This window comes from Streptomyces sp. NPDC003011 (genome assembly GCF_053591515.1).
Map to the genome: position 1 here is coordinate 59278 of NZ_JBSFTY010000003.1, position 26498 is coordinate 85775.

6 protein-coding genes are annotated in these 26498 nt (G+C 73.6%); 5 read left to right on the forward strand and 1 reads right to left on the reverse strand.

The genetic code is table 11. From position 1 onward, the window contains the following. Nucleotides 1-23 precede the first annotated feature (23 nt). Both ACWD0J_RS02715 and ACWD0J_RS02720 read left to right on the forward strand, forming a co-directional pair. Nucleotides 24-719: a response regulator transcription factor gene (locus ACWD0J_RS02715; protein WP_451493901.1), complete on the forward strand. Its 696-nt coding sequence runs from the start codon at nucleotides 24-26 to the stop codon at nucleotides 717-719. Beyond that, a complete protein-coding gene (locus ACWD0J_RS02720) occupies nucleotides 712-1896 on the forward strand; it encodes a sensor histidine kinase (protein ID WP_451493902.1) in 1185 nt (394 codons plus the stop codon). The genes ACWD0J_RS02715 and ACWD0J_RS02720 overlap by 8 nt, the downstream gene beginning before the upstream one ends. 17 nt (nucleotides 1897-1913) lie before the next feature. Here the strand turns inward: ACWD0J_RS02720 and ACWD0J_RS02725 are convergent, their stop codons facing one another. Further along, nucleotides 1914-3242, reverse strand: coding sequence for an APC family permease (locus tag ACWD0J_RS02725; RefSeq protein WP_451493903.1), 1329 nt, complete (start codon nucleotides 3240-3242; stop codon nucleotides 1914-1916). Nucleotides 3243-4872: 1630 nt separating this feature from the next. Between ACWD0J_RS02725 and ACWD0J_RS02730 the strand changes: the two genes are divergently transcribed. The 3 genes from ACWD0J_RS02730 (at nucleotide 4873) to ACWD0J_RS02740 (ending at nucleotide 26490) form a co-directional block, all read left to right on the forward strand. Next, complete coding sequence (locus tag ACWD0J_RS02730) at nucleotides 4873-6117, forward strand: cytochrome P450 (protein WP_451493904.1); 1245 nt, start codon at nucleotides 4873-4875, stop codon at nucleotides 6115-6117. A gap of 138 nt (nucleotides 6118-6255) precedes the next feature. Beyond that, nucleotides 6256-7605, forward strand: a complete 1350-nt coding sequence (locus tag ACWD0J_RS02735; RefSeq protein WP_451493905.1) for a serine hydrolase domain-containing protein — start codon at nucleotides 6256-6258, stop codon at nucleotides 7603-7605. Nucleotides 7606-7758: 153 nt separating this feature from the next. After that, nucleotides 7759-26490 carry a non-ribosomal peptide synthase/polyketide synthase gene (locus tag ACWD0J_RS02740; protein ID WP_451493906.1) on the forward strand — a complete coding sequence of 6244 codons (18732 nt, stop codon included), beginning with the start codon at nucleotides 7759-7761 and terminating at the stop codon, nucleotides 26488-26490. Nucleotides 26491-26498 lie beyond the last annotated feature (8 nt).

A 26498-nucleotide genomic window follows, 5' to 3' on the forward strand; every position in this document is an offset into this window, starting at 1 on the left:
CGCCGGCTCGTAGCATCGACAGCATGCGTGTGCTGATCGTCGAGGACGAACCGTACCTGGCAGAAGCCATCCGCGACGGCCTGCGCCTGGAAGCGATCGCGGCCGACATCGCGGGCGACGGCGACACCGCTCTGGAACTGCTGGGCACCAACACCTACGACATCGCCGTCCTCGACCGGGACATTCCCGGACCGTCCGGTGACGAGATCGCCCGACGTGTCGTCGCTTCTGGCAGCGGCATGCCGATCCTCATGCTCACCGCGGCCGACCGTCTCGACGACAAGGCCTCCGGGTTCGAACTCGGCGCCGACGACTACCTCACGAAACCCTTCGAACTCCGGGAACTCGCGCTCAGGCTCAGGGCACTCGACCGCAGACGTGCGCACAACAGGCCGCCCGTGCGGGAGATCGCGGGTCTTCGCCTGGACCCGTTCCGCAGAGAGGTCCACCGCGACGGCCGCTACGTCGCGCTGACCAGGAAGCAGTTCGCCGTGCTCGAAGTGCTCGTCGCCGCCGAAGGCGGTGTCGTCAGCGCCGAAGAGCTCCTGGAACGCGCGTGGGACGAGAACGCCGACCCGTTCACCAACGCCGTGCGCATCACCGTCTCGGCGCTGCGCAAGCGCCTCGGCGAACCCTGGATCATCGCCACCGTGCCGGGCGCCGGCTACCGCATCGGCACGCAACCGGAGGCCAGGCGCGAGGCAGGTGAGCGTGGATAGGGCACCCGGGATGAGCGTTCGCCTCAAACTCACCCTCAGTTACGCCGGCTTCCTCATGCTCGCCGGCGTCCTGCTGCTCGGGGCCGTGTGGGTGTTCCTCCTGCGTTACGTCCCCGACCGCGCGCTCATCGTCCCCGGTTCCACTGACGGCCTCACCAGTGGTGTCTTTCCCGTCCGGTCGAACCTCCTGCGGGCTTTCGCTCCGAGGGCGGCCGCCGTGTCGGCAATCCTGCTGGTGTTCGGCCTCGGGGGAGGGTGGATCCTCGCCGGCCGGATTCTCGCCCCGCTGACCCGCATCACGGGCGCCACACGCATGGCCACGAACGGATCGCTCTCCCACCGGATCCGGCTGCCGGGCCGCGGAGACGAGTTCCGCGAACTCGCCGACGCCTTCGACGCGATGCTGGCCCGGCTCGAAGCGCACGTCGCCGAACAGCAGAGATTCGCAGCCAACGCCTCTCACGAGTTGCGCACCCCGCTGGCGATCTCGAAGGCGCTTCTCGATGTGGCACGTACCGATCCGCACCACGACACCGGCGAAGTCATCGACCGCCTCCACGTCGTCAACACCCGGGCCATCAACCTCACTGAAGCACTGCTCCTGCTCGGCCGCGCCAGCCAGGGGTCCTTCAGCCGAGAACCTGTCGACCTGTCCCTGCTCGTGGAAGAGGCCACCGAGACGCTGCTCTCCCTCGCGGAAGAGCACGGCGTCACCATCGAGACCTCCGGCGGCATCACCCCCACGATCGGATCGCAGGCGCTCCTGCTGCAGCTGACCACGAACCTCGTGCACAACGCGATCGTCCACAACCTGCCCGGACAGGGCACCGTGTGGGTCAATACCGGCGTCCGCCCCGAGACTGTGGCGCTCACTGTCGAGAACACCGGCGAGAGACTCCCTCCAGAACGGGCCTCGACCCTCACCGAACCATTCCAGCGCGGCACCGAGCGCGTACACGCCGACCACGCAGGAGTCGGCCTCGGCCTGGCGATCGTCAAGACCATCACCCACGCACACGGGGGAACACTCACCCTCACCCCGCGCCCTGGCGGCGGGATGCGCATCACTGTGGAACTCCCCGCGACAGCCCCGCACACACCGGCGGGTGACGAAACAGGGAAGCAGCACGGTGCCGTCCTCGCCCAGTCCGGTCGCGCTCGGAGCCGACGTCGGTGACGCGGCCCAACGCGTGCTCAGGCGCGCCGTCGGCCTGCGGCGCCGCGGAAGACCACGGCCAGCGCGATGCCCACTCCGAGCACGACCAGCCCCCGCCACCACACCTGGGCCTCGATCTGGGTGGCGAGCACGACGCACGAGGCCGCACCCAGGACGGGCAGTACGGTCGGGGCGCGGAAGTGGTCGTCCTCGCCGGGGTCGCGTCGCAGGACGAGGACGGAGACGTTGACCAGGAGGAAGACCACGAGCAGCAGCAGGACCAGGGTGGACGCCAAGGTGGCGACGCTCCCGGTGAGCGCCAGGAGGATGGAGAGGGCGGTCGTGGTCGCGATGGCGACCCACGGCGTGCGGCGGCCCGGCAGCAGCTGGGTCAGCGGGGCGGGCAGCAGCCCGTCACGGGCCATGCCGAAGGCGAGACGCGAGGACATGATGCCGGTGAGCAGGGCGCCGTTGGCGACGGCGACGAGCGCGATCGCGCTGAACAGGCGGGCAGGCACCCCGCCCGCCTCCTTGACGACTTCAAGGAGGGGCCCGCTCGACGCCGCCAGCCGGTCGGTCGGTACGGCCGCGGACGCGGCGAGGCCGACCAGCACGTACACGGCTCCGGCGGTGACGAGAGCACCGAAGAGCGCACGGGGGTACGAGCGCCTGGGATCACGGGTCTCCTCGGCGACGTTCACGGACGTCTCGAAGCCGACGAAGGAGTAGTAGGCGAGCACCGATCCGCTCAGAACGGCTGCGGCAGCGCCCTTCTCGGGTGTGCCCAGCCGGGTCAGCCGCCCTGGGTCGCCGTCACCCCGCAGCAGCAGCCACGCACCGAGTGCCACGATGATCAGCAGTCCGCCGACCTCGATGACGGTGGCGACCACGTTCGCCCGGGTCGACTCCTTGATGCCTCGCGCGTTCACGAGAGCGAGCAGCAGGAGGAAGACCACGACGACGGCACCCACGGGCAGGGTGACGAAGGCCGACAGATAGTCACCGCCGAAACCACGGGCGAGGGCGGCGACCGAGACGATGCCGGCCACCAGCATGCAGAAACCCGCGATGAATCCGGCGAAAGGACCGAACGCACGGGTCGCGTAGTGGGAGGCACCGCCCGCCTTGGGGTATTTCGTCGCGAGTTCCGCGTACGACGCCGCGGTCAGCAGCGCCAGCAGGAGCGCGACGAGCAGGGGCACCCACACGGCTCCGCCCGCGTCGGCGGCGATCTGTCCCACCAGGACGTACACCCCGGCGCCCAGGACGTCCCCCAGGATGAAGAAGTAGAGCAGGGGAGTGGTGAGAGCCCGCTTGAGGCCCGACGGGGAGGTGACGGGCGGCGGCTGTTCGGTGGCTGACGACATGCGCCTCAAGTCCCCCGCGTAACGGAAAACACTCCTATGTCGACAAAGCGCTCTTGTCGCTCCGGGCGTGTGCCGGGGCTGGTGAGGCCAAGGGTCGCCGCACACGCGGACCGCCTGGGCCGGTCGGTAGGGACCGCCTGGGCCGGTTCCTAGGGACCGGCTGGGCCGCGGTTCGAGGGTCCGCCTGGGCCGACGCGTGGGCATGGTCGTCCTGGGCCTGGCGCGGCCGGTCGGCGACGTGCGGGTGAGCGGCCCGGTGGCGCGGCGCAGCGTCCACCTCCCGGTCCGCCCGACCGGCCCCGGTGGGCCGCAACCCCGACGATCTTCTTCCCGCCCCGGACGCCACTTCCGGCCGGTGCGACCGAAACCCCACAGTGGTGACCCGTCACCCGCCTGTCCTGGGCCGCGCCGGATGTCGCCGTCACCGGCCGACCGTCAAAACACCCCGCATGCGGCACCCGGCCGGTCCGCCGCGCCGGCCCCGTCGGCTCGTTCTGGGCGGCGGCCCGCTGCCGGCCGTACGCCGTCGGGTGCCGACGGCAGGGGAGGGTGCGCCTCGCCGGCTGCGAGGTCCGCGCCCACCGTCGATGTCGCCCGGCGCCGGTGCCAAGGCGTCCATCTGGTGAACTGGCTGGTAGGTGTGGTGAACGCGGTCCCGTATTCGCCCGGCACGGGCGGCGTTCAGGGCGCGTACCCGCGCACGCGCAGGAGGAGTGCGCCCCGCGCGCTCCCCGTGTGCTCCCCGGCGGGATTCGGCCGAAATCGCTCTCGGGACCCGGCCGGGTGTCCGTGGTGGCGGAAGCCGGCCGCCGGGGTCGCGCTCGGCGTCCCCCGGCGGCGGGCCGCCTCCGAATCAGGTGTTCCGGTTTTTCTTGTCGTACTTGTGCGGCCGTGACGGACAAACTCTGCGCAGGTGAGGCGAGTTACGAGCTCTGTGCGCTCAAGGGGAATTACAGGTTCTGCATGTGTGGCTGTTTAGCCATCATGTCCCGGGGCACGCGTGGGGACGGTGAAGCAGGCCAGGGCCATCGTCGATGGGTTCGGTTCGGGCTGTCGGCAAGCTCCGCGAGATGGCTTGCCGGTATACCCCCCGTTCAAGTGGAGGGGGTTGCCCTCGGTTGACCCACCGTGAAGACTGTCGCCGAGTTCGACCGGGTCGAAGGTGCTCGATATGCGCATGGCCCTGCCCTGCCCTGTCGGGGGGGATACGTGGCCTCGTTGAGTTCTCGAACGTCTGGCCCAGGGCCGGACATGCGTAAAGGCAAGGGCGATTTGCCGTGCGACTGCTGCGCGGCACGTTCACTGGAGATGTGTGATGTCGGCTAGGTGCGCACGACGAGTACCGCCGTTCGTTCAGGGGCGGGCGTGGGGCCGAAATGGTCCGCGATGCATTTGTTGACGCGCCTGACCGAACTCGGTGACGCATGGCAAACGGCTGTTCGAGCCAGCCGGAGCGGCGTCGGGTTCCGGGGTCCTTGACGCGGCATTCCAAGCGACATTCCAACCGCTCGCCGCTCTGAGCCGTTGGCCACTTCGCTACCCGCGTAGATCTGCTGCCGCCGGGCGTGACCAGGTCGTACCCGAGACCTGTGTCCGCCCCGAGGCCCACCGTCGACCGGTCCGCTTGTGGATGCGCTGTCCCCGCGTTCCGCACGAAGGAGAAAAAGTGACTGGCAACCCGCCGACACAGGAGCGCTTACCCTTCGAAAGACTGAGCGGACAGTGGCAGTCCTTACGCGCATTCGGGCCGGCTCATTACGACGAACGGCAGGGCGCGTGGCAGGTGGTGGACTACCGGACGGTGGCCGCGATTCTCTCGGACCCCGGGACGTACTCCTCCGACTTCTCGTCCGTCGCGCCCACCCAGGAGGACTTCGAACTCTTCCGGCAAGGCAATTTCGTCGGGATGGACCCGCCGGAGCACCGCAAGTTCCGGACTCTCGTGAGCCAGGCATTCACTCCCCGTGTGGTGAAGGGATTGGAGCCGCGTATCGAAGCTGTGTGCGGTCGGTTGCTGGATGACGTCGCCGGCCGCGACCGGTTCGATCTGGTCGACACGCTCGCCTACCCGTTGCCCATCATCGTCATCGCCGAACTGCTCGGTATACCGGCCGCCGATCACAAGCTTTTCCAGGAGTGGGCGGCCACCCTCTTCAGCGGTGACGAACTCGGCGAAGCGCCCGACATGGCCGACCTGGAACGCGCCCTGAATGCCATCGCCCCCACCGTGCGGCAGATGAACGGCTACGTCCTGGACCATATCCGGCGTTGCCGAGCGCACCCCGGAGACGATCTGACCAGCAAACTGGTGGCCGCCGAGGTGGACGGGGTCCGCCTGGAGGACCAGGAGATCGTCGGGTTCGTCGCCCTGCTGCTCGTCGCCGGGCACATCACCACCACGGCTCTGCTGGGCAACGCCGTGGTCACCTTCGACCGGCACCCCGGCACGCTCCGCTCGCTGCGCGCCGACACCGGCCGGCTGCCGGGCGCCATCGAGGAGGTGCTGCGCTGGCTTCCCCCCTTCGCGGAGCTCGGCCGGCGCACCACGCGGCCCGTGGTGATCGGCGGTCACGACCTCCCCGCGGGCACGATGGTGGTGGCCCATCTGGGCGCCGCCAACCGGGATCCCGCCCGCTTCGGGGCACCGGACGTCTTCGATCCGGGCCGCGATCCCAATCCCCACCTGACCTTCGGTCACGGCATCCACTTCTGCTTCGGCGCCCCCCTGGCCCGGCTGGAAGCGCGGATCGCGCTGCGGATGCTGCTTGAACGTTTCTCCAGTCTGGGTGTCCCCGACTACGACGAGGTCACCTTCCAGAACCCGGCCGTCATCGTCGGCGTACGCCACCTGCCGGTCGAGGTCGCAAGGCCCTGACACGCACGGAACACGCACGGAGACACGCACGGAAACACGCACGGACGCACACCCGCACCGACGCGCAGGGCCGTACCGCTCATCCCCATGGCCCTCGTGTCACGTTCATGGAACGCAGTCACCGGGAGTCCCCTTCACATGCCGTACCCCACCGCCGCTTCAGTCGTAGCCCCGCGACCGTCCCTCTTGGCCCAGGCGTTGCAGGACAGTCTCGACACCCTCGCGCGAACCCACCGGGTGCCCGGCGCTCACCTGGCCGTCGACACCGGGACGGAGGTCGTCAGCGTGCACACCGGCACCGCCGACGCCGTCCGCGGGACCGCGTTCACGACCGACACGGCCGTGCCGCTGGGCAGTGTCACCAAGACGTACACGGCCGCCACGGTCATGCTGCTGGTCGACGACGAGGACCTCGACCTGGACGAGGCCGTCGCCGACGTCCTGCCGGAGTTCGAGGAGATACCCAAAGTGACCGTGCGTCACCTTCTCTCCCACACGGCCGGTCTGCCCACCGGTCCCGACTCGGACACCGCGGCGGGCATGACGGCCTCCCGCTACCTGTCGACGGTGTGCACCGCCGAGGACGCGCTGTTCGCGCCCGGGACGGACTTCTCCTACTCCAACGCCGGTTACGTGGCGGCAGGGCGGCTGATCGAGGCCGTGACCGGCATGAGCTGGCAGGAAGCCGTCCGCGTCCTGCTCCTGGATCCGCTGGGCACCACACCCGCCTTCCTCGGCGAGAGCGCCTCGGGCCGCCCGGCCGCCACCGGACACGCCATGAACACGGCGACGGGCGCCATGCGGCCGGCCCACCAGAACCTGGCCCCCGTGGAGGCGCCGGCCGGCGCCCTTCTGGCGAGCGCCTGCGATCTCGCCGCTCTGGGCAAGGCGTTGACCGGACGGTCCGCCGTCGTCCCGGCCGCCGTCGCCACGCTGATGCGGCGTGCGGAACAGGGCAGCGAAGCCGGCCCGCTGGCGGACGCCTGGGGGCTGGGAGCCGCCCTCTACCAGCAGGACGACCGGTGGTGGTGCGGCCACGACGGGAACGCCCAGGGCACCTCCTGCCATCTGCGTGCGGAGCCGCGCAGCGGCGTCGTGGTCGCCTTCACCGGCAACTCGGGCGGCGCCACCGCCCTGTGGCGGGACCTGGCCGACACGCTCACCCGGCTCACCGGCATGCGGGTGCCCACCGCTCCCGCGCGCCTCGACCGGGGCGGCCCCGTCGCCTTCCCCGAATGCGCCGGGACCTACCGCAACGGGACGACCGAGTACCGGATCAGCCTCGACGCGGACGGCCTGCCCGCGCTGTCCATCGGCGGCGATCTGCCGCTGCCCCTGATCTGCTACCCCGATCTGACCTGCGACCTGGTCGACCCGGCCACCGGCAGGCGCGAACCCGGCGGACGCTTCCACCGCGATCCCGTCGACGGCGGCGTCGACCGCGTGCAGATCTCCGGCCGTACGGCCCGCCGCGTCGGCACCGACTGACCCGGCCCTCACGCCGCGCCGGCCTCCGGCGCCCCGCCTCATCCGGCCGCACCGCTCCCCGCACCGAAGAGCCGCCCCCGCGCGGCTCCGGTGCGCCCGGGCGGCTCCCCGCGCTCGCGCACCCGCATCGTCACCGTCTCCCGAGGACTCCCCATGACGGACCTGCACAACTCGCCCGACCCGACGTCCCTCTCCACCCGGGCGGACGACGTCACCGACGCCACAGCCGGCTCGGGCACCCCGGTGCCGCACCGGCCGCTCGGCGAACTGTTCGAGGCGTGGGTGGGCCGGACGCCGGACGCGCCGGCGGTGACCGACGGCCGGCGGACGTGGTCCTACCGGGAACTGGCGGAGCGCACCGGGCGCCTGGCCGCCGACCTCGTACGGCGCGGGGCCGGGCCGGAGCGGATCACGGCACTGGTCCTGCCGCGCTCGCTGGAGTTGATCGCCGCCGAGCTGGCCGTGGCCCGCACGGGTGCCGCCTTCCTGCCCGTGGACCCCCACTACCCGGCTGAGCGACGCGCGTTGATGCTGGCGGACGCGGCACCCGCCGTGGTCCTCGACGACGTGGCCGGCGTACGTGCCGCCATGGAGGCCGCCGGGAACATCCCGACGCCGGCACCGCGGGTGGACGCCGACCAGGCCGCGTACGTCATCTACACCTCCGGCTCGACCGGAAAGCCCAAGGGCGTGACCGTCACCCACCGGGGCATCGCCGCCTTCACCGCGGGCGCCGCCGAGCAGTACGCCGTGGGCCCGGGCGACCGGGTGCTGCAGTTCTCCTCGCCCAGCTTCGACGCCTCCGTACTGGAACTGTTCATCTCCGTCCTGTCCGGGGCCACCCTGGTCGTACCGCCCGACGGCCCCTGGCTGGGCGACGAACTGGCCGCCGTGGTGAACGAGCACCGCATCAGCCACGCGTTGATCCCGCCGGCCGCCCTGGCCACCCTGCCGGACCCGGCGCGGATCGACCCGGGCGGCCTGCGCACGCTGATCGTGGGAGCCGAAGCGTGCCCGGCGGCACTCGTCGACCGCTGGGCGCCCGGCCGCCGGATGATCAACTCGTACGGGCCCACCGAGACGACCATCGTGGCCTCCTGGACCGGACCGCTGTCCGCCGGGAGCGGCACTCCGGGCATCGGCACCGCTCTTCCCGGCACCGAGGCGCACGTACTGGACGCGGCCATGCGGCCGGTGCCGCGCGGCACCGACGGCGAACTGTACGTCGGCGGGGCGGGAGTGGCCCGCGGCTATCTCCACCGGCCCGGCCTCACCGCCGAACGCTTCGTCGCCAGCCCCTTCGGCCCGCCCGGAGCCCGGCTGTACCGCACCGGCGACCGGGCCCGCCGGAACGAGCAGGGCGAACTGGAGTACCTGGGCCGGCTCGACCGCCAGGTGAAACTGCGTGGCTTCCGGATCGAGCCCGGTGAGGTCGAGGCGGCGCTGCGGCGCTGCGGCGGAGTACGGGACGCCGTGGCCGTGGTGCGCGAGGACGAACCCGGACGGCGTCGGCTGGTCGGCTACGTCACCCCCGCCGATCCTCAACAGGGTCTCCGCAGCGACCAGTTGAGAGAGGCCGTCGCCGCAGTCCTGCCGCCGCACATGGTGCCGTCCGCCGTGGTGGTCCTCGACGCCCTGCCGCTCACCCCCCAGCACAAGACCGACCTGCGTGCCCTGCCCGCGCCCGTCCACGCGGCCGGTCCGGACCACGTGGTGCCGCGCACCCCGCAGGAGCGGGTGCTCGCCGACGTGTGGGCGGACGTCCTGGGCGTCGACGCCGTCGGCGCCGAGGACGACTTCTTCGACCTGGGCGGAGACTCGATCCTCGCCACCCGTGCCCTCGCCCGCATCCGCGAGGAAACCGGCGCCCGCCTGTCCATCCGGGACGTGTTCACCGCGCGCACGGTCGCCGCCCTGGCCCGGCTGCTGGACGCCCCCTTGGCCGAGGCGGCCCCGGACCCGATCCCGGCCGTCCCGCGCGACCGGCCGCTTCCGCTCTCCAGCGCCCAGCGCCGCCTGTGGTTCCTGGACGACCTCACCCCGGGCGGCGCCGAGTACAACACCGGCTTGGCGCTGCGGCTGCGCGGCGAGCTGGACACCGGGGCGCTGCGCCGTGCCCTGGACCGGCTGGTCGCCCGCCACGACTCCCTGCGCACGACCTTCGCCACCGAGGACGGCCAGGGCGTGCAGCGGGTGCATCCGCACGCCGACCTGCCGCTGCGCACGGCCGACGTGACGCATCTGCCCGCCGCCCGGCGCGAGGAGGCCGCCGACCGGCTGCTCACCGAGGAGCTGAAGCGCCCCTTCGACCTGGCGGCCGGCCCGCTCACCAGGGCTCTGCTCGTCCGACACGGTGACGACGACCATGTGCTGCTGGTGGCCCAGCATCACATCGTCACCGACGGCTGGTCGGTGGACATCCTGACCCGTGACCTGACGGCCCTGTACCGGGCCGAGGTCTGTGGCACCGAGGACGGGCTGCCCGCACCCGGCGTGCAGTACCCGGACTTCGCCGTGTGGGAGCGGCGACAGCGCTCCGGCGACGGCGACGCGGAACACCTCGCCTACTGGAAGCGCCACCTGACCGGCATGCCGCAACTGGAACTGCCCACCGACCGGCCCCGGCCCGCGGTGCGCAGCACGGCCGGCGCCGCGCACCGGCAGCACCTTCCGGCGGAGCTGGTGCGGCGGCTGAGACACCTGGCCGGGGGACGCGGTGCGACCGTGTTCACCCTGTTCGCCGGGGCGGCGGCGGTGCTGTTCTCCCGCTACACCGGGCAGCGGGACGTCGTCTTCGGCACCGTCACCACCGGGCGGGGACGCCGTGAACTGGAGGACGTGACCGGGTTCTTCGCCAACACGGTCGTGCTGCGCGGGGACGTGGACGACGCCGCGACCGTCGACCGGTTCGTGGAGAGCATGCGGGCGACGGTGCTGGACGCCTTCGCCCACGACTCGGTGCCGTTCGACCGGGTGGTGGAGGAGCTGGCCCCGCCCCGGGATCCCAGCCGTACCCCGCTGGTGCAGGTGCTGGTGGTGCAGCAGACCGCCCTGAGCGACCCGCCGCGCGCCGGCGGGGTGCGGATCGAGCACCACCCGCTGCCCCGCCCGGCCGCCCGTTTCGATCTGGTGCTGGAATTCGCGCCGCACGCCGACGGCGGCTGCGCGCTCACCGTCGAGTACAACACCGGCCTGTTCGAGGCGGAGACGGTCGCGCGGATGAGCCGTCATCTGCACCGGCTGCTGGAGGGCATGGCGGACGGACCGCACCGCACGGTGGGCGAGCTCGCCCTGCTCTCGGACGACGAACGGCACACCGTGCTGGAAGTTTGGAACCCGCGGCCCGCGGACGCCCACCGGGAGCCCGACCGCACGCTGCCCGCGCTGTTCGAGGCACAGGTGGCCCAAACGCCCGACCGGACCGCCGTGGTGTGCGGCTCCGAACGCCTGGACTACGCCGAGGTCAACCGGCGCGCCAACCGGCTCGCCCGGCTGCTGACCGCCCGCGGGGCCGGGCCCGAGACGCTGGTGGCGCTGTGCCTGCCACGGACGGCGAACCTGCTGCCGGTGCTGTGGGCCGTACTCAAAGCGGGCGCCGGCTACCTCCCGGTGGACCCCGGCTACCCGGTCGATCGCGTCCGCTTCATGCTCGCCGACGCCGCTCCCGCCCTCGTCGTCGCCACCCGCGAGACCGCCGGCGCGCTGCCCGGGGACTGCGCCCCGCTGCTCCTGGAGGACTGCCTCGCCCAGGACACCGCCGCCGACGACCTCACCGACAGCGATCTCACCCTCGGCGCCCTCAGCGACGACGATCTCACCGACGCCGACCGGGTGCGGCCTCTCGACCCGGGGCATCCCGCGTACGTCATCTACACCTCGGGCTCGACCGGACGTCCGAAAGGCGTCGTGGTCACCCACCGCAGTGTCGCGGCGCTCGCGGCGTGGGCCGGGGAGCGTTTCGGGCCCCGGCGGCTGGCCCATGTGGTGGCCTCCACCTCGCTCAACTTCGACGTGTCCGTGTTCGAGATGCTCTGCCCCCTGCTCGTGGGCGGCGGCGTCGAGGTGGTCGCCGACCTGCCGGCCCTCGCCGACACCACCGGACCCCGACGGGCCGGAATGGTCAGCGGCGTGCCGTCGGTGATCTCCCGCATGCTCGCCGAGGGCGGCGCGGTGGTGGAGGCGGACACCGTCGTCCTGGCCGGGGAGGCGCTCCCCGCGCAGACCGTGCACGACCTGAAGCGGGCCATGCCGGACTGCGAGATCGCCAACATCTACGGCCCGACCGAGGCCACCGTCTACGCCACCGCGTGGTTCGCGAACGGCGCCGCCCCGGACCAGGCCCCGCCGATCGGCAGGCCCGTGGCCCGCACCCGTGCCTACGTCCTGGACCGCCTGCTGCGCCCCCAGCCGCCCGGCGTGACGGGAGAGCTGTACCTGGGCGGCGGGGGACTGGCGCGCGGCTATCTGGGACGCCCGGGGCTGACCGCCTCCCGGTTCGTCGGCGATCCCTTCGGCGCGCCGGGGGACCGCATGTACCGCACCGGAGACCTGGTGCGGTGGACCACCGACGGCGAACTGGAGTACCTCGGCCGCACCGACCAGCAGGTCAAGGTGCGCGGCTTCCGCATCGAACTGGGCGAGGTGGAGGAGGCGCTGCGCCGCGTCGACGGCGTGACGGAGGCGGCGGCCACCGTCCGGGAGCGAGACGGCCACCGCCGTCTGGTCGGCTACGTCGTTCCCGCCCCGGACGCCCGCGTCGAGCCGGAGGAGGTGCGCCGGGTCCTCGGCCGCACCCTGCCCGACTACATGGTGCCGACGGCCGTCGTGGTCCTGGCCGGCCTGCCCCTCAACCCCAACGGCAAGCTGGACCGGGGCCGCCTGCCGGACCCCGGGCCGGTACGCGGTGGTACGTACCGCGTGGCCCCGCGCACCCCCACCGAGCACACCCTCGCCGCCATCTGGGCGGACATCCTGCGCGTGGACCGCATCGGGGTGGACGACAACTTCTTCGCCCTGGGCGGCGACTCCATCCTCAGCATCCAGGTGGTGGCGCAGGCCCGCCAGGCGGGCCTCACGGTCACCTCCCGGGACGTCTACCGCCACCAGACCATCGCCGCCCTCGCCCGCTGCGCCGACGCGGCCGGCGGCCACCGGCCCGCCGTCCCGGCCTCGGTGCCCGCCACCGGCCCGGCGCCGCTCACGCCCATCCAGCGCTGGCTGTTCGACAGCGCCGCCCAGCACGCGGGCCGCTTCGCCCAGACCCTGTCCGTCCGGCTCCCCGGCTCCGTCGACACGGTGGCGCTGGAGGACGCCCTCAACGACCTCGTCGCCCACCACGACGCCCTGCGCTCACGCTTCCTCACCGAGGAGAGCCCCGACGGTACGAGCGCGGAACCGCGCGCCGCCTGGCGTATCGAGGACCAGGCCCCGCGCCTGCGGCTGGCCCACCACGCCGGCCCCGACACCGACTCCCCGCACCACGGCGCCTTCGACCTGCGCCACGGCCCGCTGCTGCGTGCCGTGCTGCACGACCGCGGCCCCGGCCGGCCCCGCGTGCTGCACCTGGCCGTCCACCACCTGGTGGTCGACGGAGTCTCCTGGCGGGTGCTCCTCGAAGACCTCGACCGGGCCTACCGCGCCCGCCGGGAAGGCCGAGACGGACAGCAGGCGTTGCCTTCCAAGTCCTCACCGCTGCGGCACTGGGCCCGGCGGCTGTCCGCCCACGCGGCCGACGGCGGCTTCGACGACGAGGTCGCGTACTGGACCGACGCCGCCGCCGGAGTCCGGACGACGCTGCCGACCGACACGCAGGGCGGGAGACCGGGCGAAGGAACGGGCGAGGGCGCCAACACCTACGCCTCGGCGCGCTCGGTGACCGTCCGTCTCACCCCCGAGGACACCTCGACCCTGCTGCGCACCCTCCCGGACACCTACCGCACCCGGGTCAACGACGTGCTGCTGAGCGCGCTCGGCCGGGTGCTGTGCGCCTGGACCGGGCACGAGCGGGTCCTCGTGGACGTCGAGGGACACGGCCGCGAGGAACTCTTCGCCGACGTCGACATCAGCCGTACGGTCGGCTGGTTCACCACCCGCCATCCCGTCGCCCTCGCCGTCCCGGCCGACGCGGACTGGGACGTCGTGCTCAAGCAGGTCAAGGAACAGCTGCGGGCGGTGCCCCGGCACGGAGTCGGGCACGACGTCCTGCGGTATCTGGACTGCCCGAAGTCCCTGCCCGGGGCGCCGGAAGCGCAGGTCAGCTTCAACTACCTGGGCAGGTTCGGGCTGTCGGACACTCCCGGCGGCCTGTACGAGGGAACGTTCCGTCCGCTGGAACTGGACGCCGACCCCTCGGCCGTCCGCCCGCACCCCTTGGAGGTGGTGGGCCAACTGGACGGCGACGCTCTGGAGTTCACCTGGTTCTACTCCGAGGACCTGCACACCAGGACGACCGTCGCCGACCTGGCCGCGCGGTTCGCCGGCGCGCTGGCCGGCATCGCCCGCCATGCCGGCCGGCCCGGCGGCGGCGGACGCACCCCCTCGGACTTCCCCCTCGCCCGGCTCGACCAGGCGACCGTGGACCGGATCGCGGGGGACGATCCCCACGCGGTGGAGGACATCCACCCGCTCACCCCCACCCAGACCGGCATGCTGTTCCACCGGCTCTCCCAGGACGACCGGGGCGTCTACTTCCAGCAGCTCACCTTCGACCTGGACGGCGTGCCCGAACCGGCCGCGCTCGCGGCGGCCTGGCAGCGCGTCTGCGACCACACGCCCGTGCTGCGCGGACGCGTCGTCTGGCAGGACGTGCCCGAGCCGCTGCTGGTGGTCCAGCGCCACGCCTCCCTGCCCGTCACTCACCTGGACTGGCGTGACCTGACCGAGGAGGAGCGCGAGAGGCGGCTGCGGCAGCTGCTGGACCGGGACCGCGAGCAGGGCGTGGACCTGACCCGGGCCCCGCTCCAGCGGCTGGTGCTCGCCAGGATCTCCGGCGGCGGCGTACGCGTCGTCTGGTCCTTCCACCACCTGCTCCTGGACGGCTGGAGTCTGTTCCAGGTGCTCTCCGACGTCTTCGCCGGGCACGCCACGGCCGGCCGGGAGCCCCTGCCGGACCGGCGCCCGTTCCGGGACTACGTGGCCTGGCTGCGCGACCGCGACGGGGCGGAGGCCGACCGGCACTGGCGCCGCCGCCTCGCCGGCCTGGCCGAGGCCACCGCACTGCCCTACGACCACGAGCCCCGCGAGAGCCACCGCGCCGAGTCCACGGCGGCGGTCCGCGGCACCGTGGACGCGGCCACCACCGGGGCCCTGGCGGAGCTGGCCAGGACGGCGGGGCTGACCCTCAACACCCTCGTGCAGGGGGCGTGGGCGCTGCTGCTGAGCCGTCAGGCCCGCGCGGCCGACGTGGTGTTCGGCACGACCGTCTCCGGGCGGCCTCCCGAGCTGCCGGGAGCCGACACCATGACCGGCCTGTTCATCACCACCCTGCCCACTCGGGTGACGGTGCCGCACGACAGGCCCCTGCTCGACTGGCTGCGCGAACTCCAGCAGGACCAGAGCGAGGACCGCCGCTTCGATCACGTGCCGCTCACCCGGATGAAGGGGCTCACCGAACTCCCCGAGCGCGCCGCCCTGTTCGACAGCATCGTCGTCTTCGAGAACTACCCGGTCGACGACGACCTGGCCGCCGCGCACGGACTGCGGCTGACCGCGCTGGACGGCATCGAGACCACCAACTACCCGCTGAGCCTCGTGGCCTATCCGGGCACCGAACTGGGATTACGGCTGGGCTACGACCCGCAGCTGTTCGACGCCGGCACCGTCGAGCGCATGGTCGAGTACCTCACCGTCCTGCTGACGGGCATGGCCACGAGCCCGGAACTCCCGCCCGCGCGACTGCCGTTGCTCACCGCCGCCCGCCGCCGACAAGTGATCGAGGAGTGGAACGACACCGCCACCGGCACATCCGAGGCCACGGTGGCGGAGCTGTTCGCCGCGCAGGTGCGGCGCACCCCGGACGCGGTGGCCCTGGAATCGGACACCGAGCGGCTCACCTACCGGGAACTGGACGCCCGGGCCGCCCTGCTGGCCGGCCGACTGGCCGCGCTCGGCGTGACGGCCGAGGTCCCGGTGGGCGTGCTGACGGGACGCTCGGCCGATCTCGTCGTCGTCCAGCTCGCCCTGGTCCGCACCGGCGGCGTGTACGTCCCGCTGGACGGCAGGGCGCCGCACGAGCGGTTGCGCCGGATGCTCACCGAGGCGGGCGCGCGACTGCTGCTGACCGACGCCGAGTGGCAGCGGACCGCGGGAGAGACGCTGCCCGACGGCACCGTCCTGCGCGTGGACGAGCTCCTCGCGGGCGAACCGCCGCGAACGCGGGACGACATCCGGCCCGGCGTCCTGCGGGTCCACCCCGACAACGTCCAGTACCTGATGTTCACGTCCGGCTCCACCGGCACCCCCAAGGGTGTCGCGGTACGCCAGCGGGACGTCGCCGCGCTCGCCCTCGACCGCGCCTTCGCCGGGCACGACCGGGTCCTGGTGCACTCCCCGCACGCCTTCGACGCCGCCACCTACGAGGTGTGGGTGCCGCTGCTGCGCGGCGGGACGGCCGTGCTGGCCCCGCCGGCCGACGTGGACGCCGCCGTCGTCCGCCGCGCGATCACCGAGCGGGGCGTGCGCTGCCTGTGGCTGACCGCGGGCCTGTTCCGGCTCCTCGCGCAGGAGGACCCCACCTGCCTGCGGGGCGCCCGCGAGGTGTGGACCGGCGGCGAGGCCGTACCGGGCGCGGTGGTGGGACGCGTACTCGACGCCTGCCCCGGCCTCACCGTCGTCGACGGCTACGGACCCACCGAGACCACCACCTTCGCCACCCGGCGGGTCTTCCGCGCCGGTGACCCGCTCCCCGCGGTGCTGCCCATCGGACGCCCGCTCGACAACACCCGCGTGTACGTGCTGGACGACGCCCTTGAGCCGCAACCGCCGGGTGTGCCGGGGGAGTTGTACGTGGCGGGCGCCGGACTGGCCCGGGGCTACGCCGGGCGGCCCGGCGCGAGTGCCGCACGCTACCTGGCCGACCCGTTCGGCCCGCCCGGCGGACGGATGTACCGCACCGGCGACATCGTGCGGTGGAGCGCCGACGGTGAACTGCACTTCGTGGGACGCGCGGACGACCAGGTCAAGATCCGCGGGTTCCGGGTCGAGCCGACCGAGATCGAGGCCCGGCTGACCGCCCACCCGGCCGTGGCCGAGGCGGTGGTCTCGATGTACGAGCACGCCGGACGCAAGCGGCTGGCCGCCCACCTCGTGCCGGCCCCTGCGGTCGCCGTGCCGTCCGCGAGCGAGCTGCGCGCGCACGTCGTCGCCGAACTGCCCGACTACATGGTGCCCGCCGCCTTCGTCACGGTGGCCGAACTGCCGCTGACCGCCAACGGCAAGGTCGACCGGCGCCGGCTGCCCGCGCCCGACTGGACGGCGGCCGGTGACGCCGAGTACCGCGCGCCGCGCACCGAGGCCGAGCGGATCCTCGCCGGGATCTGGGCGGAGCTGCTCGGAGCGGAACGGGTCGGCGCCGACGACAACTTCTTCATGCTGGGCGGTGACTCGATCCTCAGCATCCAGGTCGTCTCCCGGGCCCGTGCCGCCGGGCTCGCGCTCACCCCGAGGGACCTGTTCCGGCACCCGACGATCGCCGCTCTGGCCGCAGCGGCGGACACCGGCACCGCCGTGCCCGTCGCGGGGACCGGCCCGGTGACCGGCGAGGTGCCGCTCACCCCGATCCAGCACTGGTTCCTCGATCCCGGGCCGCCGCGGCCGGAGTTCTTCAACCAGTCCGTCGTCGTGGAAACGCCCGACGACGTCGACCCGGCGGCCCTGCGCCGCGCCCTGGCGGCCGTGTACGCCCGTCACGACGCCCTGCGCTGCCGTTTCGGCCGATCCGCCGACGGCTCCTGGCGCCAGGAGTGCCCCGGAGCCGACGAGGAGCCGCCCGAGCTGCTGGAGATCTGCGACCTGGGCGGACTCCCGGCGGAAGCGGCCGAGGAGGCCGAGGCCCGCGTCACGGCCGAGGCGCACGCCGCCTTCCGGCTGTCGAGCGGACCGCTGCTCACGGCCCGCCTGTTCACCGGCACCGCAACCGGTACCGGCACCGGTGACGGCGCCGCAACCGGTAGGGGCACCGGCGCCCGCCTGCTCCTCGTCGTACACCACCTGGTCGTCGACGGCGTCTCCTGGCGCATCCTGCTGGAGGACCTGGAGACCGCCTACGGGCAGGCCCGTGCCGGGGAGCCGGTGCGCCTGCCGGACCGGACGACCTCCGTCCAGGAGTGGGCGCGGCGCCTGCACACGCACACCGCGTCCGGCGGCTTCGCCGCGCAGCGCGAGCACTGGGAGGCGGTGGCCGGGCACTGCGCCGCGCCGCTGCCGGTGGACGGCGACGGCGGCAACACCATGGCCGACGTGGACGCGGTGACCGTACGCCTGGACCGGCGGCACACCGACGACTTGCTGCGGAAGGTGCCCGGCGTCTACCGCACCCGCGTCGACGACGTCCTGCTGACCGCCCTCGGCCGGGTGCTCTCCAGATGGACCGGGCGCAGGACCGTCCCCGTCGGCCTGGAGGGACACGGCCGCGAGGACCAGCTCTTCGACGACATCGACCTGTCCCGGACGGTCGGCTGGTTCACCACCCTGTTCCCCGTCGCCCTCGACATCCCGGACGGGGACTGGGGCACCGCCCTGAAGTCCGTCAAGGAGCAGCTGCGGTCCGTCCCCGGGCGTGGCCTGGGCCACGGCGCCCTGCGCCACCTGGCGCGCGACGAGCGGCTTGCCGACGCGCCGATGCCCGGCGTCAGCTTCAACTACCTGGGCCGCTTCGACTGGTCCGCCCAGGGCGGCGCGCTGGTGCGTTCCGTCCCGGCCGGGCTGGACGGTGCCGAGGCGCCCGAGTCGGTGCGCCCGCACCTGCTGGACGTGGTCGCCCGTGTCGAGGACGGCGAGCTGGAGGTCACCTGGTACTACAGCCGGCACCTGCACCGTGAGGACACCGTCGCCGGTCTCGCGGCCGGGATGCTGCGGGGGCTGGAGGAAGTCGTCGCGCACTGCGCCGACCCCGGCGCGGGGGGCCGTACGCCGTCGGACTTCCCGCTGGTCCGGATCGACCAGGCGGCCGTGGACCGGGTCGTGGGTGACGGCCGCAGCGTCGAGGACCTGTACCCGCTGACGCCGATGCAGGCGGGCATGCTGTTCCACAGCCTGATGGACCCCGCCAGCCGCACCTACGTCAACCAGGTCCAGCTGGTGCTGTCCGGCGTCACCGATCCGCACGCCCTGGCCGAGGCGTGGCAGCGGACCGTGGACACCAACGCGATGCTGCGGATCCGTCCGGTGTGGCAGGAGACCGCCGAACCCCTCCAGGCGGTGCTGCGGCAGGCGAGGGTACCCGTCGCCCACCACGACTGGTCCGGATGGTCCGCCGAGCGGTGCGGGACGGAACTGGCCCGGCTGACCGACGAGGACCGGCAGGCCGGACTCGACCTGGAGACCGCCCCGTTGATGCGCCTGGCCCTGATCCGGCTCTCGCCCGAGCGGGTGCGGATGCTGTGGACGTTCCATCACCTGCTGCTCGACGGGTGGAGCGCGGCCCAGGTCTTCGACGAGGTGTGCGAGCGGTACGCGGCGCTCACCGCCGGGCGGCGCCCGCAGGTGCCCGACCGTGCCCCCTTCAGCGACTACCTGGACTGGCTGGCCCGGCAGGACACCGAGCGGGCGGAACGGTACTGGCGCGAGGCGCTGGCCGGTTTCCCCGTCGCCACCGAACTGCCCCGTGACCGGCGGCCCGCCGAGGCGCACCGCACCTCGTCCTCGGGATCGGTGCGGGTGACGCTCGACGCCGAGCTGTCGGCGCGGCTGCGCCGTACCGCGCAGGAGGCCGGCCTGACCGTCAACACCGTCCTCCAGGGCGCCTGGGCGCTGCTGCTGTCCCGCTACGGCGCCGGGGACGACGTGGTGTTCGGCACCACCGTCTCCGGCCGTCCCGCCGACCTGCCGGGCGTGACCTCCATGGTCGGCCTGTTCATCAACACCCTGCCCACCCGGGCGCGGATCGACGGACGGCGCCGGCTGCTGGACTGGCTGGGCGACCTCCAGGCCGCCCAGTCGGAGTCCCGGCGCCATGACTTCGTCTCCCTCGCCCAGCTCCAGACCTGGAGCGAAGTACCGGGCGGCACCGCCCTGTTCGACAGCATCGTGGTCTTCGAGAACTACCCGTTCGACGCGGACGCCCTGGCCCGGCACGGCCTGGCCATGGAGCAGGAACGCGACGTGGAGCCGACCAACTACCCGCTCAGCGTGGTCGTCGCGCCCGGCGACACCCTGACGGTCACCCTGGACTACGACCCCGCCGCCTTCGACACCGCCACCGTCGACGGCATCGGCGCGAGCCTGCGCACGCTGCTGACGGAGATGGCCACCGACCCGGACCGCGCCCTGGCCGACCTGCCGTTGATGTCCGGCGACGAGGGCCGCCGTCTGCTGGAACGCTTCGGCGGGCCGGTGGCGAAGGCGCCGTACCGGACCCTGCCCGAGGAGTTCCGCGCGCAGGCCGCACGGACCCCCGACGCCGTCGCCGTGCTCGGAGGCACGGAACAGCTCACCTACCGGCAGCTCGACGAGCGCGCCAACCGGCTGGCCAGGCTGCTCATCGACGCCGGGGCCGGGCCCGAACGGTTCGTCGCGCTCGCTCTGCCGCGCACCCCGGACCTGATCGTGGCGCTGCTGGCGGTCCTCAAGAGCGGCGCCGCCTACCTGCCCGTCGACCCCGGCCACCCGGCCGAGCGGATCGCCTTCCTCTTCGACGACGTGCGGCCCGAAGCGGTCGTCACCTGCGCGGAGACGGGCGAGCGGCTGCCGGACGGGCCGTTCACCCGGATCGCCCTCGACGACCCCGCCTGTGCCGCGCGCCTGGCCGCCCTGTCCGGCGACGGCATCACCGACGACGAGCGGCACGGACGGCTGCTGCCGGACCACCCCGCCTACGTCATCCACACCTCCGGCTCGACCGGCCGGCCCAAGGGTGTGGTCGTCGCGCAGGCGTCGGTGCTGGCGCTGACCGACTGGGCCGCCGCCGAGTTCGGCGGGCGCGGCCTGGAGCACGTGGTGGCCTCCACCTCGCTCAACTTCGACGTGTCGGTGTTCGAGATCTTCTCGCCGCTGCTGGCGGGCGGCCGCGTCGAGATCGTGCACGACCTGCTGGCCCTCGCCGAGCGGGAGGAGCCGTGGCGGGCCGGGCTGCTCAGCGCGGTGCCCTCCGCGCTGGGCCGGCTGCTGGCGGAGGACACCGTCCGCGTCAGCGCCGACACCGTCGTCCTCGCCGGTGAGGCGCTGCCCGTGCGGACCGTGCGCCAGGTGCGCGCGGCGGTGCCCGGCTGCCGGGTACTGAACATCTACGGCCCCACCGAGGCCACCGTCTACGCCACCGCCTTCACCTGCGACCCGGCCGAACCCGACCGCGTCCCGCCCATCGGCAGGCCCGTCGGCGGCGCCCGTGTCTACGTCCTGGACGCCCGGCTGCGCCCGGTGCCCGCCGGTGTGCCGGGCGAGCTGTACCTGGCCGGGACCGGTGTGGCCCGCGGCTACCTGAACCGGCCGGGGCTGACCGCTTCCCGCTTCCCCGCCGATCCCTTCGGTCCGCCCGGCGACCGCATGTACCGCACCGGAGACCTCGTGCGGTGGACCGCCGACGGCGACCTGGTGTACCTCGGCCGTTCGGACGACCAGGTGAAGGTCCGCGGCTTCCGCATCGAACTCGGCGAGGTCGAGGCGGCGCTGACCTGGCACCCCCGGGTGTCCGCGGCGGCCGCCCGCGTGGTCGAACACGACGGCCACAAGCGCCTGGTGGCGTACGCGGTCCCCGACGGCCCGGGGCTTCCCGACTCCGCCGGCCTGCGGGCCTTCCTCGCCCGTACGCTCCCCGACCACCTGGTCCCGGCACTCGTCGTGCCGCTGGAGCGGCTGCCGCTGGGGGCCACCGGCAAGCTGGACCGGCGCGCGCTGCCCGACCCCGTGTGGTCCGCGCCGCGCGGCACCGGTGACCGCGCGCCGCGCACCGAGGCCGAACGGACACTCGCCGCGATCTGGTCCGAGGTGCTGGGCGTGCCCGAAGTGGGCGCGCGGGACAACTACTTCGCGCTCGGCGGCGACTCCATCCTCGGCATCCAGATCGTCTCCGCCGCCCGCCGGGCCGGCCTCGCCCTGACACCCCGGCACCTGTTCCAGCACCAGACCGTCGCCGAACTGGCCGCCGCGGCCCAGGACTCGACGGTTCGGCGCCCGGTGGCGGAACAGGGCCCGGTCGTCGGGGATGTGCCGCTCACCCCCGTCCAGCACTGGCTGTTCGACACGCTCACCGGCGACCCCGCGCGGCTGACCCAGGCGGTCTCCTTCCACCTGGCCGCCGACACCGACGAGACCCTGCTGCGGGCCGCCCTGGCCGTCGTACTGGAGCAGCACGACGCGCTGCACCTGCGGTTCGAGCAGGACGGCGACGGACGGTGGCGGCAGCACGGCACCGCGCCGGGGGAGACGCCCCGGCTGGAGGTGCGCGATCTGCCCGAGGGCGCCGGCGACTCCGCGGTGCGCGACCTGGCCGATGCCCTGTGCGCCGGGTTCGACCTCGCCGGCGGCCCGCTGCTGCGGGCCGCGCTGTGCCGGACCGGCGACGACCGGCGGCCGGTGCTGCTGCTGGCCGCCCACCACCTGGTGGTGGACGCGGTGTCCTGGCGGATCCTCCTGGAGGACCTGGAGACCGCCTACCGGGCGCTGCGCGCCGGCGAGCGGGCGGACCTCGGGGCGAAGACCACCTCCTTCCGGGCGTGGTCGCAGCGCCTGACCGCGCACACCGCGTCCGGCGGCTTCGACGACGAACTCGCCCACTGGCAGGCCCTGTCCGCCGACTCCGCGCCCCTGCCGACCGACCTCACCGGAGCCAACACCGCCGCCTGCGAGGAGACGGTGACGGTGAGCCTGGACAGCGAGGAGACCCGGCGGCTGCTCCAGGACGTGCCGGACGTCTACCGCACCCGCGTCAACGACGTCCTGCTGTGCGCCCTGGGCCGGGTCCTGGCCCGCTGGACCGGCCGGGACCGGGTCACGGTCGCGCTGGAGGGCCACGGCCGGGAGGAACTCTTCGACGACGTCGACCTCGCCCGTACCGTCGGCTGGTTCACCACCATGTTCCCCGTCGCCCTGGACGTGCCCGGGGACGCGGGCACCGGGGCGGCGCTGAAGGCTGTCAAGGAGATCCTGCGGGCCGTGCCGAGGGGCGGACTGGGCTACGGCGCCCTGCGCCACCTGCACCCCGACCGCGACCGGCTCGGCCTGCCGGGACTGCCGCAGGTCGGCTTCAACTACCTGGGACAGCAGGACTGGAACGCCACCGCGGGCGGCCTGCTGCACACGCCGTACGCCGGACTGACCGGCGGTATCGACCGTGCGGCGGACCGGCCGCACCTCCTCGACGTCCTCGGACAGGTCGTCGACAAGCGGCTGGAGTTCACCTGGTCGTACTCGCGCGAGGTGCACCGGCAGGAGACGGTGGCCCGGCTGGCCGCCGAACTGGCCGACGAACTGCGGCACATCGTGCGGCACTGCGCCGAGCCCGGCGCCGGGGGCCGTACCCCGTCGGACTTCCCGCTGGCACCGCTGGACCAGACGGCGGTGGACCGGCTGGTGGGTACCGGCCGTGACATCGTCGACCTGTACCCGCTCACCCCCACCCAGAGCGGCATGGTCGTGCACGGGCTGGACGCACCCGGGCAGGGCATGTACGTCGAGCAGATCACGTTCGTCGTGGACGGGGTGCGCGACCCGCGCCTGCTCGCCGCCGCCTTCCAGCACGTGGTCGACCGCACCCCCGTCCTGCGCACCACCGTGGTGCTCAGCGGCGTCCCCGTCCCCCTCCAGGCCGTCCACCGCACGGCGGTCCTGCCGGTCACCGAGCACGACTGGTCCGCCCTGGCCCCGGCCGGGCGCGACGCGGCACTGGAGCGGCTGCTCGCCGAGGACAAGTCCCGCGGCCTGGCACTGGACCGGGCCCCGCTGCTGCGCCTGGCCCTGATCCGGCTCGGCCCGGACCAGGTACGGGTCCTGTGGACCTTCCACCACGTCCTGCTGGACGGCTGGAGCGTCTTCCACGTGCTCGCGGACGCGATGACCGCCCAGGCGGCGCTCGCCCGGGGCGAGGAACCCCGGCTGCCGGACCGCCGCCCGTTCGCCGACTACGCCGCCTGGCTCGCCGCCCGGGACACCGCGCCGGCCGAGGAGCACTGGAGGAGCGTCCTCGCGGACCTGAGGGCCCCCACGCCGCTGCCCTACGACCGCAGGCCCGCCCAGAGCTCCGCGGCCCGCTCCGGCACCTGGCTGTCCCAGTGGCTGGGAACGGAGGAGACCAAGCGGCTGGAGGACTTCGCCCGCCGGGGCCGCCTGACCCTCAACACCGTCGCGCAGGGCGCCTGGGCACTGCTGCTGTCGCGCTGGAGCGGGGAGCGGGAGGTGTGCTTCGGCACCACCGTCTCCGGGCGGCCCGCCGACCTGCCCGGCGCCGACACCATCACCGGCCTGTTCATCACCACCCTGCCCGCCCGCGTCACCGTGGACGGCGGCGCGTCCTGCGACGCCTGGCTGCGGGACACCCAGGCCGCGCGGGCGGAGGACCGCCGCTTCGACCACGTGCCCCTGACCGACCTCCAGGCGTGGAGCGGCCTGCCGGCCGGGACGCCGATGTTCGACAGTCTGCTGGTCTTCGAGAACTACCCGGTCGGCGACGCCACGGCCGGCGCCCACGGCGTCCACGTACGCGACCTCGACGCCCGGGAGGCCACCAACTACCCGCTCACCGTGGTGATCTCACCCGGCGAACGGCTCGGCGTCGAACTCGGCTACGACCCGCGCCACTTCGACGCGAGCACCGCGCGCTCCCTGGCCGCCCAGCTCCTGCACACCCTGGGTGAGCTCGCGGCCTGCACGGACGCTGACCGCCTGGACGCGCTCGACACCCTGCCGCCGGAGGAACGGGCACGGCTGCTGCGCGGCCCCGCCCGCCCGCAGCTCGCACCGGTGCCCCCGGCGACCCTGCCCGCCCTGATCGAGGCCGCGGTGGACCGCCGGCCGACAGCCCCCGCCGTGAGCGCACCCGGCCTGTCACTGACCTTCGCCGAGACGGAGACGCGGGCCAACCGTCTGGCGCACCGGCTCATCGCGCGCGGCGCGGGCCCCGGCACCCTCGTCGCCCTGGTCCTGCCGCGCTCGGCGGAGATGATCCTCGCCCAGCTGGCGGTGGCCAAGACCGGCGCCGCGTTCCTGCCGGTGGATCCCGACTACCCTCCGGAGCGGGTCGCGGCGATGCTGCGGGACGCGGCGCCCGCCGTCACCCTCGACGCCGCCGAGGTGGCCGCCCTGCTCACGGCACCGCCGGACGGCACACCCGGCCACCGGCCCACCGACGCCGACCGCGCCCGCCCGCTGGACCTGGACGACGCGGCCTACATCATCTACACCTCCGGCTCCACCGGCACCCCCAAGGGCGTGGTGGTCACCCACCGGGGCCTGGCGGCCTTCGCCGCCGCCGAGGCAGCGCACTACCGAGTGGCGCCCGGCGACCGGGTGCTGGCGTTCGCCACCCCCAGCTTCGACGCCTCGGTGCTGGAGCTGTGCATGTCCCTGCCGCAGGGCGCCCGCCTGGTCGTTCCCCGGCCCGGCCCGCTGCTCGGCGCCGAACTCGCCGACGTGCTGCGCGAGGAGCGCATCACCCACACCCTGCTGCCCCCGGCGGCGCTCGCCACCCTGCCGCCGGACACCCCCGGCACCCTGCCCGACCTGAAGACCCTGACCGTCGGCGCCGACGCGTGCGGCGCCGACCTGGTCGCCCGCTGGGCCCCGCACCACCGCCTGGTCAACTCCTACGGGCCCACCGAGGCCACCGTCGTCGCCACCTGGTCCGATCCGCTGGAGGCGGACGGCACCGCCCCGCCCATCGGCCGCCCGCTGCCCGCCACCGGCGCCTACGTCCTGGACGCCCGGCTGCGGCCGGTCCCCGACGGCGTGCCGGGCGAACTGTGGCTGAGCGGACCGGCGCTGGCCCGCGGCTACCTGGGCCGGCCCGGCCTGACCGCGACCCGGTTCACCGCCGACCCGTTCGGGCCGCCCGGCACCCGCATGTACCGCACCGGCGACCTCGTACGGCGCGACGCCCGCGGCGAACTGCACTACCTGGGCCGCACCGACCACCAGCTCAAACTGCGCGGCCACCGCATCGAGGCGGGCGAGGTCGAGGCCACGCTCGTGCGCCACCCGGCCGTGCTGGACGCCGTGGTGAGCGTCCGGGAGGACGAACCGGGGCTGCCGCGCCTGGTCGCCCACCTGCTGCGCGCACCCGGCGCCGAAGCACCCACCGCCGCCGAACTGCGGGCACTGGCCGCCGCCACCCTGCCCGGCGCCATGGTGCCCACGGCGTACGTGGTCCTCGACCGCTTCCCGCTCACCGAGAACGGCAAGACCGACCGGACCGCCCTTCCCGCGCCCGCACCGGACGCGCCGCGCACGGCGGAGCACATCGCTCCCCGCACCGCCACCGAGGAGGTGCTGGCCGCCTTCTGGGAAGAGGCCCTGCACACGCCCGTCGGCGCGGAGGACGACTACTTCGACCTCGGCGGCGACTCCCTGCGCGCCCTGCTCATCGCCTCCCGGGCCAACGACGCCTTCGGCGTGACCCTCACGCCCCGCGACGTCCTGGTCCACCGCACGGTCGCCGCCCTGGCGGACCTGGTGGAGGAACAGGTGCTCAGCGAACTCGAAGACGCCGCACGCGGCGACAGCGACCACGACGAACGGTGAGGACCGGC

Excerpts from the sequence above, each read along its gene's own strand:
- ACWD0J_RS02725 (WP_451493903.1), bottom strand. The coding sequence starts at position 3,242 with ATGTCGTCAGCCACCGAACAGCCGCCGCCCGTCACCTCCCCGTCGGGC.
- ACWD0J_RS02730 (WP_451493904.1), top strand. The coding sequence starts at position 4,873 with ATGCGCTGTCCCCGCGTTCCGCACGAAGGAGAAAAAGTGACTGGCAAC.
- ACWD0J_RS02740 (WP_451493906.1), top strand. The coding sequence starts at position 7,759 with ATGACGGACCTGCACAACTCGCCCGACCCGACGTCCCTCTCCACCCGG.
- ACWD0J_RS02735 (WP_451493905.1), top strand. The coding sequence starts at position 6,256 with ATGCCGTACCCCACCGCCGCTTCAGTCGTAGCCCCGCGACCGTCCCTC.
- ACWD0J_RS02715 (WP_451493901.1), top strand. The coding sequence starts at position 24 with ATGCGTGTGCTGATCGTCGAGGACGAACCGTACCTGGCAGAAGCCATC.